Origin of the sequence: Methylobacterium nodulans ORS 2060 (genome assembly GCF_000022085.1) — a bacterium.
In the GTDB taxonomy this organism is placed as follows: domain Bacteria; phylum Pseudomonadota; class Alphaproteobacteria; order Rhizobiales; family Beijerinckiaceae; genus Methylobacterium; species Methylobacterium nodulans.
Window position 1 is genome coordinate 4141773 of record NC_011894.1, and the last position, 16440, is coordinate 4158212.

A 16440-nucleotide genomic window follows, 5' to 3' on the forward strand; every position below is an offset into this window, starting at 1 on the left:
CCGCGGCTCACCACTTGCTCCCGTCAGGGCCCATCTGGGTCAGGTCGCGCCCGCGAGGGCCTTCCTTGCCCTGGGGCCCGGGAGCGCCGTCCTTGCCATCGCGCCCATCGCGCCCGCGCTTGACCGCGAGGCGCCAGCCCTCGCCGCTATCCGGCTTCGAACTCGTCTCGGCCTGGGCGATCCAGAACGAGCCCGCCCAGGTGACGCCGTCGCCCGGCTGGTAGGTCGTGCCCGCCTTGTAGACCCCGCGGTCGATCACCGTCGGGACGCGGTGGCGGAACTCCTTCACCTCCTCGCCGCGGCGGTAGCGCCGCACAAGGGTGCGGCCGTCCTCGGCGAGCTCCTCCTCCATGTGCTCGAAGCCGAGGCCGTCGGCGCCGCGCTCACCGGTTTCGCCCTTCTCGCCCCGTTCGCCGGGCATCCCGCGCTCTCCGGCAGCACCAGGAGCGCCGTCCTTTCCGTCACGGCCCGGGTCGCCCTTCTCACCGCGCTCGCCGCGCTCACCAGGAGCACCCGGCTCACCGCGCTCGCCACGCTCACCGGGCGGCCCCTGTTCTCCATCCTCACCCCGCGGACCCTGCTCCCCGCGCTCGCCACGCTCGCCAGGCTCCCCCTTCTCGCCGGAGGGGCCCCGCTCTCCGGGTTCTCCGTGCTCGCCTTGCGGACCCTGCTCACCCGGAGCGCCGGGCTCGCCGGCCGGTCCCTGCTCGCCGGCGGGGCCCTGTTCGCCCCGCTCCCCCGGAGGCCCCTGCTCGCCAGGCTCACCGCGCTCGCCCGGAGGCCCCTGCTCGCCGGGCTCTCCACGCTCGCCGGGCGGTCCCTGTTCGCCGCGCTCACCGGGCGGACCCTGCTCACCCGGAGCGCCGGGCTCGCCCTGCAGGCCGCGCTCACCTTGTGGCCCACGCTCGCCCGGCGGACCTTGTTCACCCTTCTCGCCGCGCTCTCCAGGCGGTCCCTGTTCACCCTGCGAACCGGGCTCACCGCGTTCGCCCGGCGGGCCCTGGTCACCACGCTCTCCGCGCTCGCCGGGAGGACCCTGCTCGCCGCGCTCCCCACGCTCTCCAGGTGGTCCCTGCTCTCCAGGTGGCCCTTGTTCTCCAGGGGTGCCGTCCTGGCCAGCAGGCCCCCGCTCACCGGGCAGGCCCTGCTCGCCGCGTTCCCCGGGCTCGCCCTTCTCGCCACGCTCGCCGGGCGCACCATCCTTGCCGTCGCTGCCGTCCCGGCCATCCTTGCCGTCCCGGCCGACCACGCTGCCAAGCTGCTTGGTCTCGCCGTTCGACAGCGTGACCACGAGATTGCCGGAGCGATCGATCAGAGCATCGGCGAGGCCGACGCCGTCCTTGCCGTCCACGCCGTCGCGACCGTCCCGGCCGGGCGCCCCGTCCTTCGGGACCGGGAGCTGGCTGACGGCTGTCGTGACCGCCTCCTCGACGGCGGTCCGCAGAGCCTCCGGGTCGACGTCCTGGCCGTCCCGACCGTCGCGCCCTGGCGCGCCATCCTTCGGCGTCGGAATGGCTGCGACCGCGCTGGCGACCTCCTCGGCAACAGCGGAACGCAGCAGGTCCGGATCGAAGTCCTGACCGTCGCGGCCGTCCTTGCCGTCCCGCCCTGGCTCTCCTGTCTCGCCACGCTCGCCAGGGGCGCCGTCGCGGCCATCGCGGCCGGGCGCACCATCCTTGCCGTCGCGGCCGATCACAAGGCCGAGGTCCCGCGTCTCGCCGTTCGACAGGGTGAGGACGAGCGTGCCGCTCCGATCGATCCGGGCGCCCGCAACACCGACGCCGTCCTTCGGAACGGGGATGTGGCTGACGGCCTTCGTGACAGCCTGCTCGACAGCAGTCGCGAGCGTCTCAGGATCGAAGTCCTTGCCGTTGCGGCCGTCTTTGCCGTCTCGGCCCGGTTCTCCCTTCTCGCCGCGCTCTCCGGGGCGCCCAGACTCACCATGCTCGCCCTTTTCGCCACGCTCACCCGGAGCGCCATCGCGGCCGTCGGCACCGTCCTTGCCGTCCCGGCCGACCACCAAGCCAAGATCACGGGTCTCGCCATTCGTCAGCGTGACGACGAGCTTGCCAGTCCGGTCGATGAGGGCGTCAGCAACACCGACGCCATCCGCGCCGTCCCGGCCCGGCGCTCCGTCCTTCGGAACGGGGATCTGCCCGACCGCCTGCGTGACGGCTCGCTCGACAGCGGCCGCGAGCACCTCGGGATCGAAGTCTTTTCCGTCCCTCCCATCTCGCCCGGGCGCCCCGTCCTTCGGCTGCGGGATGGCTGCGACCGCCTTGGAGACCTCCTCGGCAACCGCGGAACGCAGTAGGTCCGGGTCGACGTCCTGGCCGTCACGGCCGTTCGCGCCGTCCTTGCCGTCTCGACCCGGCTCGCCGCGTTCGCCACGAGCGCCATCACGTCCAGGCTCGCCATCCTTGCCGTCCCGGCCGACCACGCTGCCGAGATCGCGGGTCTCGCCGTTCGACAGGGTGAGGACGAGATGGCCGCTGCGGTCGATGAGGGCGCCCGCGACCCCGACGCCGTCCCGGCCGGGCGCCCCGTCCTTCGGAACGGGGATTTGGCTGACGGCCTTCGTGACCGCCTCCTCGACCGCGGCCGTCATAACGGCCGGGTCGAAATCCTTGCCATCCTTCCCGTCCGTGCCGTCGCGCCCAGGCGCGCCGTCCTGCGGCCGCGGAATCGCGTCAACCGCCCTGGTCACCTCTTCGACCACCGCAGACCGAAGGAGGTCCGGATCGAAGTCGCGGCCGTCCCGACCGTCGCTCCCATCCTTGCCATCGCGGCCCGGCTCACCCGGAGCGCCCGGCGCGCCGTCGACACCGTCGCGACCATCCTGGCCCGGGCGTCCGTCGGCCCCGTCCTTGCCGTCCCGGCCATCCAGGCCTCGCACGCGACCGACGAGGAGGTTCTCGCCGGTCGTCATTGTCAGGACCAGGATGCCGTCCTCGGTGAGGATCGCCTTCGCGATGCCGCGGCCCGGCATCCCGGGCTCACCCCGCTCGCCGCGTTCCGGCTGCCGCTTCTCCAGCGCCTCAATGCGGGCGAGCAGCGGCGAGATGTGCTTGGAGAGATAGCTCTCGACCGACCGGAAGACGGTCTCGGCCAGGAGTTCGGGATCACGCATTCACAATCGCCTCTGCCAGCTTGAGCCGCAGCGCTGAGGCGAAGCGACTGACCTCCTCTGCCGCGTCTGGCGGCGGCGCGGGCTCTGGGGGCGGAGATGCGGGGGCGGAGGGATTGAACGGGTCGGCCTGGGCGTCGCGCTTGGCCAGCGCCGCGAGGCTGAAATTCTGCTGCTGCAGGTAGACCGCGTTGCCGCCGGTCACCGGCGGCAGCCCGAGCTTCGCCCGGCCCTCGTCCGGCTTCAGCAGGCCGCCCTTCACGCCCTCGGCGTAGGTCCGGATCTGGGTCGCGGTATCCATGCGCAGGAGGGTGTCGAGCTCGAACTCGGTCCCATACGGCGCCGGCAGAGCAAGCCCCTCATCGAGGCACAGCTCGATGCTCTCGATGTGGATCTGCAGGCACTGCGCATAGTATTGCGCGTCCAAGGCCTCGATGTTGGTGTAGGCGGGCGGCGCGCCGACCCCGATCTTGTAGGCCGGCACCCCGAACACCGAGCAGACCGTCTCGGCGCTCCACTTCAGCTGCTCGATCAGCTGGGCATCGCTGGCCTTCACGGCCATGGGCTCGTAGCGCAGGCCGTCGCCCAGCACCGCCACCCGGCCGACGTTCGGGCCCGTGAAGTTCTGCTCCCAATGCGCCTTCAGGCGCTTGGCGTTCTCCTCCGAGACCGGGCCGGGCGCCACCAGGATCCCGCTCGGCTGCGAGCCGTTGCCGAAGAAGTGCGCGCTGTTGGTCTGGATCCGGATCCCCTGCACCGCGGCGAGACCGCAGGCGTAGATGGGGGAGGTGCCGACCAGCGGGTGATGGAGCGTGTTCCAGCGGTCGTGGATGATCTCGCTGGCCGGCACGAGCAGGGCGGCATCCAGGTCGCTGACCCCGGCCAGATCGTCGCGGGAGAGCTGGTAGAAGACCTCGCCGTCGGGGGCGACCAGCGGCTTCACGCGGGTGGGGTCGAGCACGGAGAGGGCGACCACCACGCGACGGCTGTCGCGCTCCTTGAGCACGTAGGTGTTGCCGTGGATCAGCTTCGACTCGACCCAGCTCGTGATGAACTGGATCCGGTTCTGGAAGCGGTTCGGCTTGCGCAGGACCGGCGAGAAGGACGGGCTGCTGGTCTCGGTCCAGATCCCGTCCGCATCCTGCGACACGAGCCGCAGGCGCATCTTGGCGATATCCGAGGCGATGAGGGACACGCAGCGGAACACGGCGCTGTAGGTCAGCACCGTGTCGAGCCTCACCTCGACACTCTTCTGCCACGCCCCCGTGAAGGCCTCCCGGACAATGCCCCACCAGCCGCCGCGGGTGTCGACCGGAGAGGCAGTCGGGGCCGCCTTCTCGCGGGTGATCGTCAGCCCGAAGATGCGCACGCTCAGCCCTCGGGGCGCAGATCACGACGCGAGTAGGTCTGGTTCGCGGATGCCGCGGACGCGATTGCCGTCTCCAGGCGCGGGATGCCCCAGCGCAGGTCGGGATCCTCGCCCGTCACCGCCCGGTACTGGCTCCGCAAGGCTTCAAGCCGCTCGGTTCTCTCCTGCTCCGCGTTCTTCGGCTCGGCCGGCCGCGGCGCTTCGGCCTCCTGCCGCTCCGGTTCCGAGAGCTCAGGCTCAGCGATGGCCGGTTTCTCAACGGTCGCCGGTTCGGGTTCCTTGGCCTTGCCGATGGCCGCGAGCGTTCGCGCATCGCGGCGCGACGCCCGGAAGGACTCGCCCGGCTGGAGGGCGCGGCCGCCATAGCGCATCGCCGTCGTGGCGATCAGATCAACCTTCATCTCCGCCTCCGACTTGGGGCGGCCCGCCAGGACGGGCCGCGCTGTGCTGGTGTTGCTTAGGCGGAGCCGTAGTTGGCCGCGTCGATGTACTGCACGGCGCCATCCCGGCGCTTGCTCCAGTTGATGAACCGCTCGGCCTTGAGACCCACCAGGTTGTTCTGCCAGAGCGACACCAGCACGGTGCTGGCGCTCGGCGGGTTGTCGGGCGCGCTGTCCATCTGCAGGGAGGCCTCACGGCTGGCATCGAGCACCACCTCGCCGTCGTCGGCCAGCAGGATCTCGCTCGCCTTGGCCAGGATCAGGCGCGAGCCCGCGCCGGTCACGGGGGTGCCCGAACCGGGGTTGGCCGGGATGTTCTCGGACAGGATCACCGGCAGGCCGAAGAAGGTGCCGCCGCTGTTGCCGTTCACCACCAGGCCCGGGAATTCCGGCTGGCCGAGCGGGTTCAGCATCAGCGCCAGGCCGAGCGCCTGCATCTCGGTCATCATCCAGACGGCCCCGGCCAGCGACATGTTGGCGCTGATGAACCTGCCCATCACGGCGCGCACGTCGGCCCGCACCGCATCCGCATCGGTGCCGCTGGCGGTCACTGGCGTGACGCCATGGGTCACGGAGGCCGGCGACACGTCGGCCACCGCCGTCACGCTCGGATCGACGAACTGCTGGTCGAGGAACTGCGCGGTCTGGTCGATCATGTCCTGGCGGACGATCGCCTCGGCCGAGGGGTTGGAGGAGCGCACCAGCTCGTCCGACATCACCACGATGCCGGCCGTCTTGGCCATGCCGAGCGTGATCTGGTCGAACGAGAGCTTGCCGACCGGCTTCGGCGCCCCCTGGCCGACCCAGCCGATGGTCGAGCCGCCGGTCTGGCGCGGCACCTTGATGTTGAACGGCACCCGGCGCAGGCCCGGGATGCGGCCGAGGATGGTGGCCGGGCGGAGCAGCTCCGCGAACTCGGAGGCCATGGTCTGGTACTCGACCAGCGGCTTGGCCCAGGCGGTGTCCGTGGTCGTGCCGGCCGCCACCGCCGCCTTGAGCACGGTCTCCACCTCGGGCGTGCTGTCGTGCCAGCCCTTGGCGATCTGCTCGGCCTGCATCAGGTTGCCCTTGGCCCGCATCAGCGCCATGGCGTAGCGGGTGAAGGCGGTGCCTTTCGGCAGGGTGGGGCCCTTCACCTCGATGCGCGCGCCGCCGCGGATCTTCGACCCGGTCTCGGTGTCGCGGACCCCCTCGACCGGGGCCGCCGCGGCGCGGTTGGTCTTCTCCAGCGCCTCGAGCCGCTTCAGGTGCGCGTCGATCGCCTTCACCTCGCTCTCGAGGGTGTCGTACTCCTCGGTCTGCGCGGCATCGAGGGTGACGCCCTGCTCGGCCGCGTCGTTCATCAGCTCGGTCATCCGCGCGGACTTGGCCTGGCGCGTCGCCTCGAACGCGGCAACCTGTTCGGCAATGGTCTTCGGCATGATGCGTGCCCCTTTCGGCAAGCTCTGGTGTGGTTGGGATCCCGAAGCGCCGGGGGGTGAGGGCCGATCATCCGCCCGCGGCTCCTTGCCGGACGCGGCGAGCAGCGGGCGATCGATCGACTTGATCAGGGAAATCTTGGCGTCCGCATTGGCCGGGACGGTCACAAGACTGAGCTCCAGCACCTCGGTCTTGAGATAGCGGATGCCGCCGTCCTGCATGATCTCGTAGCCGTCCGGCAGGGTGCGAAAGCCGATCGAGACGGCACGCACCAGGCCGGCCTTGATCTCGCCCCAGGCGGTCTCGACTCGGTCCTTGAGCGGGCCGGGTTCCGCGATCTTGGGCAGGGTGGCTTCGAAGGTGATGCCGTCCTTGGTCGGCTTGTCGAAGCGCACCGTGCCGACGGGCCGATCCGCATCGTGCTGGTGCAGCAGCGGCATCGGATTGGTGAACCTGACCCCGAGCGGCTCGACGACGTCGCCGACCCGATCCGGCGAGGGCGTGGTCGCCACACCCCGGATGACGCGCTGCTCGTCCTCGACCGCTTTCACGGTCAGGATGGAATAAGCTCGGTTCATTCTCGATCTCGGGATGCGCCTAGGCGAAATACATGGCGTATTCCGGCTCGCGGTGAGCCTCGGGGGTGCGCGCCATCAGCACCACCGCGTTGAACAGCGCCATGGCCAGGTCGATCTTGGCGTCGCCGGCATTCTGCTTGGTGGCCCGGATCGCGGTCGCGGTCGGCTCGATCTTGAGATTGGCCACGCACCACGCCGCCAGGGCAGAGCCGGCATGCCGGAGCGTGCCGTTGGCGAGCTTGCGCTCGGCGGTCTTGATGCCGGTCATCAGCCCGTAGCCCTGCGGCACCCCGATCAGCAGGCCGGCCTCCTGCGTCACCCCGATCTCCGCGAAGGCCTCGATCAGCTCGCCGAGCCCGGCCGGATCGACCCCGACCCCGCCCAGCAGGCCCCGCTCCTTCACCGCCGCGACCAGGCCGACGATCGCCGAGATGTCGGCCAGCTCGTCGCCCACGATGGTGAGCTCGCCCGCCGCCTGGAAATCCCGCAGCCGCGAGGCGATCGCCGGCCGGCGCTCCAGCACGCCCGCGTGGCACCAGCCGTGGCTCCAGGCCAGCCAGTCGCGGCTCGCCCGCTCGCGGCCGAGCACGCACAAGCCGAACAGGTCGTCCAGGCCGCCCCCGTCGATGCCGACCACCACCACCTCGCAGCGCTCGAGCAGGGCCTGCAGACCCGCCCGCGGATCCTCGACAGGGGAGGCCAGAGCAGGATCGGCGCGGCGGGCCCAGAACTCGGCGCCCGGCCAGCGGTCCGCCCGCAGCCCCAGGCCGATCTCCACGTTGAGGTGCTTGGCCGCAAACCCCGCCAGCGAGGCCGGCCCGGCGGTCCGCGCCTCCTCCAGCTTCTCGCTGAGCCACTCCGGGTCGACCGACAGGCCCAGGTTCGGGTTGGTGAGGCGAAAGCTCGCCGGAGCGAGGTGCTCGCCGCGCTCCACCATCGCCCGGGGATGCTCGTAGAGCACGCCCAGGCTGCGCGGATCCGTGATCCGCCCGTCCCGCACGGCGCGGAAGTAGGCCAGCTTCTGCTTGAACACGCCCGCGGGCGGCTCGTCCGCATGCGTCGAGACGTAGATCACGAAGCCCTCGGGCCGCGAGACCAGGCCGCCGGTCGCCTCGCGCAGCATGTTCTCGGCCTGCGGCCGCTTGCCAAACAGCCACAGCTCGTCGACCAGCACGCTGGTCGCCTTCTTGCCCGACACGCTCTCGGTGTCGGCCGCGACCACCTTCAGCGCCGCGCCGGTGTGGCGGTGGGTGATGGTGCGGTAGTGGTCCTGCACGTGCAGCAGGGCGCGCAGCTCGTCATCGGCCTTGACCATGTCGCGCGCCGGCTGGAAGGCGTTGTTGGCCACCTCGATGGTCGGAGCCAGGATCAGGAACTCGGCCGAGCGCCGCCAGTTGCGGATCAGGGCGGTGAGCATGAGGCCGGCCGCCAGCGTCGACTTGCCGTTCTTCTTGGCGATGCAGAGGAAGAACTCGCGGATCAGCCGCCGCCCGCTGGCGTGATCGTAGGCGCCGAAGATCACCTCGGCGAACTCGGTGACCCAGGGCCGGCAGACCTCGCCGAGGGTGGGGCTGCCGAGCGCATCCACGATCCGCAGCGCGCGAAACACCTCCATGGCCGCGGCCGCCTCGGCCGGGAAGAGCGGCCCGCAGGGCAGCAGCGAGCGCCCGGCCCGGATGCGCTCCTCCCAATCCGGGCAGGCGGTGCTCCATTCCCTCACGGGGTGCTGCCCTTCGTCATGAGTTGCTCACCACCAGCTTGGGCGGGGCGGGTGCGGCGAAGCGGCCGCCGCCCTGCGCCAGCTTGGCTGCCGTATCGGCCTGCTGCGCCTTCTTGCCGTCGGGCAGCGCAGCCTCGGCCAGGGTCTTGGCCGCGAGCGCCAGGGCCTTCAGCGTGCCCGCCCGCGCCGGCAGGCTGACCGCCTTCAGCAGCGCCTCGCGCCGCCGGCCGCCGTCATCGTCCGCGGTCTCCCCGATGATCGCCGCCTCGATCTCGCCGAGATGGGCGGTGGTGGCCTCGAGCTCGTCGAGCATGCGCAGCACGAGGCCGCGGCCGCGCCCGAGAATGGCCTCCGGCCTGGCCATCTCCGGCGGCACCGGGCTCACCCGCCCCGGGGCCGGCGCCGCGGGTGCGCCCATCGGGGCCGGCCTGCGCACATCGGCCTGCGCACGCCGCGTCCACTGGTGGCGCTTCGCGCGTGCCCGGATGCCGCTCTCGGCGACCCGGTGCCAGCGCGCCAAGTCCCTGATCGGCGTCGCGGTTTCGCGGTACTCGCGTTCGATCTCGGCCCAGTCGATCGGCCGTCGCTTGCCTGCCATCGCACCCGTGCGCGGATGTGCGCACCCTGGTTTTGCTCGGAGGGAATTTTTTGTCCGGATGAGACCCTGTGCGGTTCACCGCCCCTGGCCCGCCAGACTCTCGACCACCCCCCGGGGGGTCAGCCACGGCCCGGCTCGGCCACCGCGCTCCGCTCCGCCATCCGCCGCGCCCGCTCGGCCGCGGTCTTTCGGCTGTGACAGGATCCGCATAGGCACCTGCCGTTGCTCGGATCCGTGAGCGCACCGCCGTCCTGGCGCTCGATCACGTGATCGGCGAAGAGGCGGACGCCGCCGCGGCCGCCCTGAGCGCCGCAATCCTCACAGCGCCAGCCGGCCCGCTGCAGGACGGCCAGGCGCCAGGCCCGGTGCTCCGGGGTCTGCAGCTCGGCATCCGCGGCCTTGGGGGCGGGTCGGGCGGTGCGTGGATCGAGCGTTGCGAGGCGGGGCTTGAGGGTGGAGAGGCGGGGCATGGATCACCGGTCTCCCCTCAGCATCCTGCCAACGAGCCCGGTCCGACCGATCAGGAGGATGCGGCCCAGGCCGATACCGCCGATGCAGCCGCTCATCCTTGCCGCTCCCGGCAGGGGGCTGGGAGACGCTGCTCATGAGGCCAGGGCCGCGGCGTCGGGATCGGAAGCAGATCGCTCTCGTCCTTCGGAGCGATGCTGTCCAAGCCGGCCATGTCGTAGACGGTCGCAGGACGCCAGCGGGTTTCGATGTGCTCGTCGTAGAGCGGCCCGCCGGACGGCGCGGCCATCGCGTAGCCGTGGCGACGCCCTTCGCACACTTCGACCACCAGGCGGCCGAAGACGGTCTGTCTGACGCGCGCCCGGCCGAGCAGCCGCCACGCCGAGGCGATGGATGGACCGACGATCATGCGCACCCGTCACGGCCTCTCGCGGTAGGGGCCCTGGCCACGGATCTCGCAGGGCGGGGACACGGGCTGGCCTGCAGACACTTCGCGACAGAGCCATCCGGATCGGGCTTGGTGATGATGCGGCCGGTGGGGGCCCAGCACACGCAGAAGGTCTCCGGCGCGGGCGTGCGGTCCTGCTTCTTCTCCATCTGGACACGCGAAAAAGCCCCGTCACGATCGCTCGCGCGGGGCTGGCAACCAATGCATCCGCACGGCGTGGTTGCAAAAATGCAACAACGACCGTGCGCAGATGCAAGGTCTCATGTGGCAGCCAGCCTGTCAACATCGACGCTGAGGACATGCTTCTTGCCGAACGCCTTCAGCAGCACGGCAATGCGCCGGCCCTCCGGCGCCCGCATCACCTCGCCGATCAGGCCCTGCCAGAGCTCGTCGCGGATCCGCACCTTGTCGCCCACCGCAAGCTGCGGTCGCGGGCGGTCGTACGCGGCCATCTCGTCAGCTGCGATCAGCATCTTCATCATCCACGGCGGCAGCTCGGTCGGAGCCTCGCCCGTCGTAACGAGCGCGCGGACGCCAGGCACCCGCAGGATGTCCCGCCAGGATTGCTCCGGCCGCTTGCCAACGAAGGCGTAGCCAGGGAACACCGGACGCCGCACGAGCCGCTTGCCGCTGGAGGCCTGTCGCACGACAGCCGTGCGGCTCGGCACCAGGGTGACGAAGCCGGCCTGCTGCAGCCACTCGCAGGCCCGATACTCGCCGTGACCGGCCACGGACGCGGCGTAGTAGGTCAGAGACGGGTCGTAAGCGGGGGCGGTGCCCACGGTGCTCTCCACAGTGCTCAACGTGGGGGAGATGAGGCGGCCGGGCGCATTCCGGCCGCCCCGGCACGTCAGGCGGCGGCCTTCGCCTCAGCTCTCCGGCCGAGGCCGAACTGTTTCGCGAGTTCCGAGCGCCGCTCGGCGTAGCTCTCAGCCACCATCGGGTAGGTCGGGGGGAGACCCCACTTCTCACGATACTGTTCGGGCGTCAGACCCCGCGTCGCGAGATGGCGCTTTAGCGACTTGTAGGGCCGGCCGTCCTCCAGGCTGATGATCGCGTCCGGGGTGACGGTCTTGCGGATCGGCACCGGCGGGACGAGGGCGGGCGCCTCGTGCTCGGCCGGCCGGCCCAGGGCGGCGAGCGCGCCGTGCACCGACGCGATGAGCACGGGCAGCTCCGCGGTCGGGACGGCATTGTGGGCGACGTAGGCGCCGACGATGCGGGCGGTGAGGCCGGCGAGATCCTGAGCCGGTGGGGTGGTCGTGCTGTCGTTCACCGTGCTATCTCCTAAGTCGTTGATCTCATTACGTTTCCCGTCTTTCCCGGATTTTTCCCGCGCTCGACACCTCCTAAGTTATTGATCTGATTGCCTTTCCCGTTTTCCCGTTTTTTCCAGGAGTAGAGGAGATACTAAGGGGGTGATTTTCGTGCGGGTTCACGGGTCTCCATGGCTCTCTCACGCGTGCGCGCACGCGCGTCGTGTCTTCTCCGGCGGTGGAAAAAACGGGAAAACGGGAAACCCTTGTGGATCAATCACTTGACCCAATCCGTTTCCGGGAAAATCGCGGGAAAACCGGGAAAACCGCCTATCCGGGGGTCGCGTCATGAGGCGAATCTCCCCTGTCCCGGATAATCGACGATATTGGTGAAGACTTCGCGACCGAAGTCGGGGCGCTTGAGCGCGTAGGCCTGCACCTTGCCGAGCCCTCTGACGTACCGCAGATAGGGGCGGCCATCCTTCTCCTCCTTGAACAGCAACGCGTTCCGGCGCAGCACGCCGGCCGTCGCCTCTTCCGTCATGACGTTGCCCGCGGCTGCGCGGAGCTTCTCCCGCAGCACGTAGACCGCGTCCTCGTCGAACCAGCCCTCCGCCTCCCGCGGCCCCCCTCCGCTCGCGCCGACCTCCCGCAGGGTGACGTTCCAGCGTTGCACGACCCAGGCGCGCAGGTTGGCGACGACCTGCTCCTCGGGATCCAGGGCCCGCGCATCGCTCGAGTGCATGAATTGGTTCCACGCCCAGGCCACCGCCGCCGCGACCGGCGTCTCGGCCGGCAGGAGGCGGTAGCTCACCGCCAGTTCGCCAGCGCGGCGCAGAAGGGCGAAGGGAATCGCGGCCCGCATCTGCGTGCTGTCGGCTGCGGTCCCGGCGATCCGCTTCACATCGGCCATGATCCGCTCGCGGAGAGCGACGGGATCTCGGTGCGCGCCATCGGCGACGAGCGCGCGCACGAAGGCCGGACCCGCATGGCCGAAGTTGCGCTCGATGGCGGCGATGCGATCCAGCGTCGGCCGGTCGACGGACCGGTTGACGGAGGTGACGTCGACGTCCGCGAAGCGCGCCGCCATGCCGGCGACCCACTCCGCGCGCTCGTCGGTCTTGACCTTCTCCTCCAGCGAGCATTCCGCCGACAGGATCGCAAAGGTGGACCAAGTGTAGCTCTCGCGCAGCGTGGCGTCCGCGGTCATGCGTCGGCGCCCGACGCCACCCGCGAAGGTGTAGATCATCCGCGCGACCTCGGCGCCGGTGACATGCGCGAGCTCATCGAGGGACAGGACGGTGCCGCTCGAGCGCGCGGCCAGCGCCTCCATGGCGTTCACCGTCGACTTCGCGGACTGCGCGAGGCCGGGCTTGCGGATGTCCGGCGTCGACCAGGCCGAGACCGCGATCTTCTGCGCCGTGCTCTTCCCGCTCGACGACAAGCCGGAGAGGTTCAGGCCGCAGGTGTCGAGCCCGGTCAGCGAGACGAGCGGCCCAGCGAACGCCGCGCAGGCCCCGAGCGTCCAGTGCTCGCAGGCTTCGACATTGATGGCGGCCTCGACCGCATCCGTCCAGCCGGGCAAGCTGCCCGAAGCCGCGACCGACGGCGGCATCCTGGTCGAGACGGACAGCTCGTAGGCGGAGCCCTCGGGAGTGCCGATCACCTCGCCGCCGGGGCAGACGAAGAAGGGATCGGCGAGGTCGGGCAGTTCGTGCCAGCCCGGCTGCGACACGACCAGGATCTCGGCCTTCGGGTCGGCCGCCTTGAGCGCCCGCACCGCGATGTGCTCGCCGTCGTCCTCGGTGCGCAGCCCGGCCGCGAACAGGAGGGCGCGGATTTCACCGGCACCCTGCCGGGCGAGGTCGCCGCGCTCGATGTCGATGTAGCGGGGCCGCCCGCTCATGTCCTCGACCGCGATGCGCAGCCCGTAGGCATCCTCGCGGTCGAGGTAGCGGATCCGCGCCGTCATCCCGAAAGGGGTCGCGACCGGCACGGCTACGGTGGCGGCGGCGGCGTCGCGCCGCTTCGCGGGCACCTCCTTGTGCACCATGACGCGGCCGCGGTGCCGCTCGTAGAACAGCGGCGGCGAGGCGAGACGCGGCAGCGGATAGAGCGCCGCGATGCGGTCGATCTCCGCGTCGCCGCAGCTCTCGTCCGCGGCTGCGTCGGCTTGATCGGCTCCGGACCCGCCCGCGCGGCGCTGGCGTCGCCGCTCGTCGCGGGCGGCACGCGCCCACACCTCGGACAGGTCGCGCGGGCGTCGCAGTCCGGCCCGCAACCCCGAGTCGATCGTATCGAGGACGGATTTCAGCCCATCGTCTCCGACCAGGCCGCAGGCCTCCGCGGCGCTCCGCAGCGCCTCCCGCACCTCGCTCTCGACCAGCGCGCCCGCGGCGACGAGGCCGCCGAGCTTGAGCGCGGCCGCATTGAGCGCGTTGTTGCGGCCGCCGCTCGGCGCCGCTGCGACCGCCGCGATCTCCTTGTCGAGTGCGGCGCGGCCGTAGCGCACCACCGCCTCGTCCCCCTCCGCCAGCGATCGGGCCGGGTCGCTGCCGTCCGCCGGTCGCGGAGCCCAGGGACCGCGCGAGGCGGCCTCGGTCTGCGCGTCGCGAGCGGCTCGGGCCTCCTCCTTGCGCATCAGGCGCAGCAACGCCTCGGTCGGCGGGCTCAGCCCGTCCTCGGGTCCGGGGCACCACGTGTAGGCTCGGCCGTCCTCGCGCACCGAAGGCGGCACGATCACATAGCCGCCTTCGCCGCGCACATCGATCGCGGCGCCCTTGGCCTTGCGCCCATCGGCCCGCGTCGCGCCCTCAGTAGGCGGGATGAAGAGGGCCGGGCAGATGTTCGCGCCGTTCGCGATCGGCGCATCGGGATCGGCGCGGAACCACAGGTGCAGCCCGCCCGAGCCGGTCTCGGCGATGGCGGTCTCCGGAATCCCGCCGACGTGCTCGCGCAGGCGCTCCAGGTAGGCGGCACCCGTGATCACGGCCGGGTCGCCGAGGTCGAGGTCGAGCACGTTGCCGGTGCGCGCGCCGGTCGGGATCCCGATCATGGCGCGCGGGTGCTTCGTCCACCACGCCCGGATCTGGTCTTCGTCGGTAGTGGCGAGATGGAGGCCTCCGTCCTTCGCGCCGGGCGCGCTCTCCTTGCGGGTGAGCGGCTGCTTCGTCGTCGGCGAGCACGGGAACACGGGCCAGCCGCGGGTGGCATAGTCGAGCGCCGCGAGCAGCAGGGGATTGTCGGTCGGCGCCGTCATGACAGCACCACCGTCACGCGCTCGGCGGCCCGGGTCAGGCCGGTGTAGAGGTGCCGCGCCCGGTTCTCACGGAACGCGCCGCTCTCATCGATGAGCAGCACGTCGTCCCACTGCGAGCCCTGCGCCTTGTGCACGGTGAGTGCGTAGCCGTAGGTGAACTCGTCGCTCTTCCGCCGCTCGGCCGGCGGGATGGTCTCCTCGCAGCCCTCGAAGAACTCGCGCCGCACGTAGACGTCGGCGCGCTGACCCTCCACGTCGCAGGACGCGATGCGCAGGTCGACCCCATCCTCGTCGAAGCCCTCGACCTCGGCGATATCCCACAGGCCGCCGTTGAGCAGACCCTTGTCTTTGTTGTTCTTCAGGCAGACGAGGCGATCACCGGCCTCTGGGTAATTCGGGTCGCGCCCGAGCCGGCGCCGGGCCCGCGCATTGAGGGTGCGGCGGGTCCGATTCAGCCCGACCAGGATCTGATCGGAGCCGGCCTCGACCTCCTCCGTGAATCGCCCGAGGTCGATGACGCGGCTGTTGCCGTACTGGCCCCGGGCCAGCCGGCTGCCCTCCCGCACCTTCGTCGACAGGTGGATGATCGGATTGTCTGCCGCCTGCCGGTGGATCTCGGTCAGCATGACGTCGGGCTGCTCGGCGATGAAGAACCCTTCGCCGCGCACCGGCGGCAGCTGCGCCGGATCGCCGAGCACCAGGATCGGCGTGCCGAACGCCAGGAGATCCCGGGCGAGCTTCTCGTTCACCATCGAGCACTCGTCGACGATGACGAGCGCGGCAGCCGCGACGGCGGAAAACGGGTCGAGGCCGTAGCGGATCTTCACGCCGACGACGTTGCCCTGCGCGTCGCGCTCCTCGATCTCGAAGGCGCGGTAGATCAGGCTGTGGATCGTGGACGCGCCCTCGCAGCCCTTCGAGCGCAGGACGAGGGCGGCTTTGCCGGTGAAGGCCGCGAACAGCACCGTGCCGCGCACCTCCGCCGCGGCCGCGCGCGCCAGCGTGGTCTTGCCGGTGCCGGCAAACCCGAACAGCCGGAAGATCTGCTGGCCGCGCCTGCGCCGCCACGCCGCGATCTCGCGCAGGGCGCGATCCTGTTGCCCGGACCAGGTCACGCGGCGGCTCCGTCGACACGCGCGTCGAGGGCGCGCAGCACCGCCGCGCTGAAGGCATCGCTGACCGCCTTCGAATCGAACTCGACCACCGCCGCGTACTGGATCTTGCCGTCCTTGCGCACGAGCTCCTGGTCGCGCCCGATCTGCGCCTTCGAGGGCAGCCCGACCCAGCGCTTGCCGTGGCTCTCGTGCACGGTGCAGTCGCGGATGGTGAGCCGCATCGCCGGGATCCGGACCGTCACGAACCCCTTCAGGGTGTTGCGGTCCATCGCCTTGAAGGAGACGACCTCGACCGCGAGCTTCGCGCCCTCGCTCATGCGGCAGCCCCCGAGGTTGTCTGAGCCTGGGCCGCCTCGAGCTGCGCGATTTTCTCGCGGATGACCTCGCGCAGCCGCTGTTCCCCGCCCGGCATCAGCGCGGCGAGGCGGGCGAGATCGCCGATCAGGTCGGCAGCGTCCTGAAGCGCCTCGGGGATGTCGATCCAGCGCCAGGGATCGACCTTGTAGGCGTCGTTGTCCCCGAAGCGGGCCATGTACGACCAGTAGCCGAGCGGCTTCGTCCGGATCGCGTAGGTCATGCAATCGACGATCCGGCCGATCGGCACGGGGCGGGTCGGGTGCTTCGGGTCGTAGGGCTCGGCCAT

At 71.0% G+C, this 16440-nt stretch carries 14 protein-coding genes; all 14 read right to left on the reverse strand.

What is annotated here, in order from left to right:
- Positions 1 to 7 precede the first annotated feature (7 nt).
- Positions 8 to 3130, reverse strand: coding sequence for a hypothetical protein (locus tag MNOD_RS50025; protein WP_157091509.1), 3123 nt, complete (start codon positions 3128 to 3130; stop codon positions 8 to 10).
- On the reverse strand, positions 3123 to 4496 hold the full coding sequence (locus MNOD_RS19215; RefSeq protein ID WP_015930606.1) for a phage portal protein: 1374 nt from the start codon (positions 4494 to 4496) through the stop codon (positions 3123 to 3125). Before MNOD_RS19215 ends, MNOD_RS50025 begins: the two co-directional genes overlap by 8 nt.
- A gap of 2 nt (positions 4497 to 4498) precedes the next feature.
- Complete coding sequence (locus tag MNOD_RS19220; protein WP_015930607.1) at positions 4499 to 4897, reverse strand: hypothetical protein; 399 nt, start codon at positions 4895 to 4897, stop codon at positions 4499 to 4501.
- Positions 4898 to 4953: 56 nt separating this feature from the next.
- Positions 4954 to 6933, reverse strand: coding sequence for a phage major capsid protein (locus MNOD_RS19225; protein ID WP_015930608.1), 1980 nt, complete (start codon positions 6931 to 6933; stop codon positions 4954 to 4956).
- 19 nt (positions 6934 to 6952) lie between these two features.
- Positions 6953 to 8653 carry a terminase large subunit gene (locus tag MNOD_RS19230; RefSeq protein WP_015930609.1) on the reverse strand — a complete coding sequence of 567 codons (1701 nt, stop codon included), beginning with the start codon at positions 8651 to 8653 and terminating at the stop codon, positions 6953 to 6955.
- A gap of 16 nt (positions 8654 to 8669) precedes the next feature.
- The gene (locus tag MNOD_RS43675) at positions 8670 to 9251 is read right to left on the reverse strand and encodes a hypothetical protein (protein ID WP_015930610.1); all 582 of its coding nucleotides are present in this window, start codon (positions 9249 to 9251) and stop codon (positions 8670 to 8672) included.
- Between the two features lie 119 nt (positions 9252 to 9370).
- A complete protein-coding gene (locus tag MNOD_RS19240; RefSeq protein WP_015930611.1) occupies positions 9371 to 9721 on the reverse strand; it encodes an HNH endonuclease in 351 nt (116 codons plus the stop codon).
- 92 nt (positions 9722 to 9813) lie between these two features.
- Positions 9814 to 10128, reverse strand: coding sequence for a hypothetical protein (locus MNOD_RS19245; RefSeq protein WP_043749064.1), 315 nt, complete (start codon positions 10126 to 10128; stop codon positions 9814 to 9816).
- A gap of 299 nt (positions 10129 to 10427) precedes the next feature.
- A complete protein-coding gene (gene nusG, locus MNOD_RS19250) occupies positions 10428 to 10949 on the reverse strand; it encodes a transcription termination/antitermination protein NusG (protein ID WP_015930614.1) in 522 nt (173 codons plus the stop codon).
- A 68-nt stretch (positions 10950 to 11017) separates the two neighbouring features.
- Positions 11018 to 11443 (reverse strand): Ros/MucR family transcriptional regulator, encoded by a 426-nt coding sequence (locus tag MNOD_RS19255; RefSeq protein WP_015930615.1) that lies wholly within the window; start codon positions 11441 to 11443, stop codon positions 11018 to 11020.
- A gap of 326 nt (positions 11444 to 11769) precedes the next feature.
- Positions 11770 to 14682 carry a bifunctional DNA primase/polymerase gene (locus MNOD_RS19260; RefSeq protein ID WP_015930616.1) on the reverse strand — a complete coding sequence of 971 codons (2913 nt, stop codon included), beginning with the start codon at positions 14680 to 14682 and terminating at the stop codon, positions 11770 to 11772.
- Positions 14679 to 15797, reverse strand: a complete 1119-nt coding sequence (locus MNOD_RS19265) for an ATP-dependent DNA helicase (RefSeq protein WP_015930617.1) — start codon at positions 15795 to 15797, stop codon at positions 14679 to 14681. Before MNOD_RS19265 ends, MNOD_RS19260 begins: the two co-directional genes overlap by 4 nt.
- Complete coding sequence (locus tag MNOD_RS19270; RefSeq protein ID WP_015930618.1) at positions 15794 to 16114, reverse strand: hypothetical protein; 321 nt, start codon at positions 16112 to 16114, stop codon at positions 15794 to 15796. Before MNOD_RS19270 ends, MNOD_RS19265 begins: the two co-directional genes overlap by 4 nt.
- The gene (locus MNOD_RS19275; protein WP_015930619.1) at positions 16111 to 16440 is read right to left on the reverse strand and encodes a hypothetical protein; all 330 of its coding nucleotides are present in this window, start codon (positions 16438 to 16440) and stop codon (positions 16111 to 16113) included. The genes MNOD_RS19270 and MNOD_RS19275 overlap by 4 nt, the downstream gene beginning before the upstream one ends.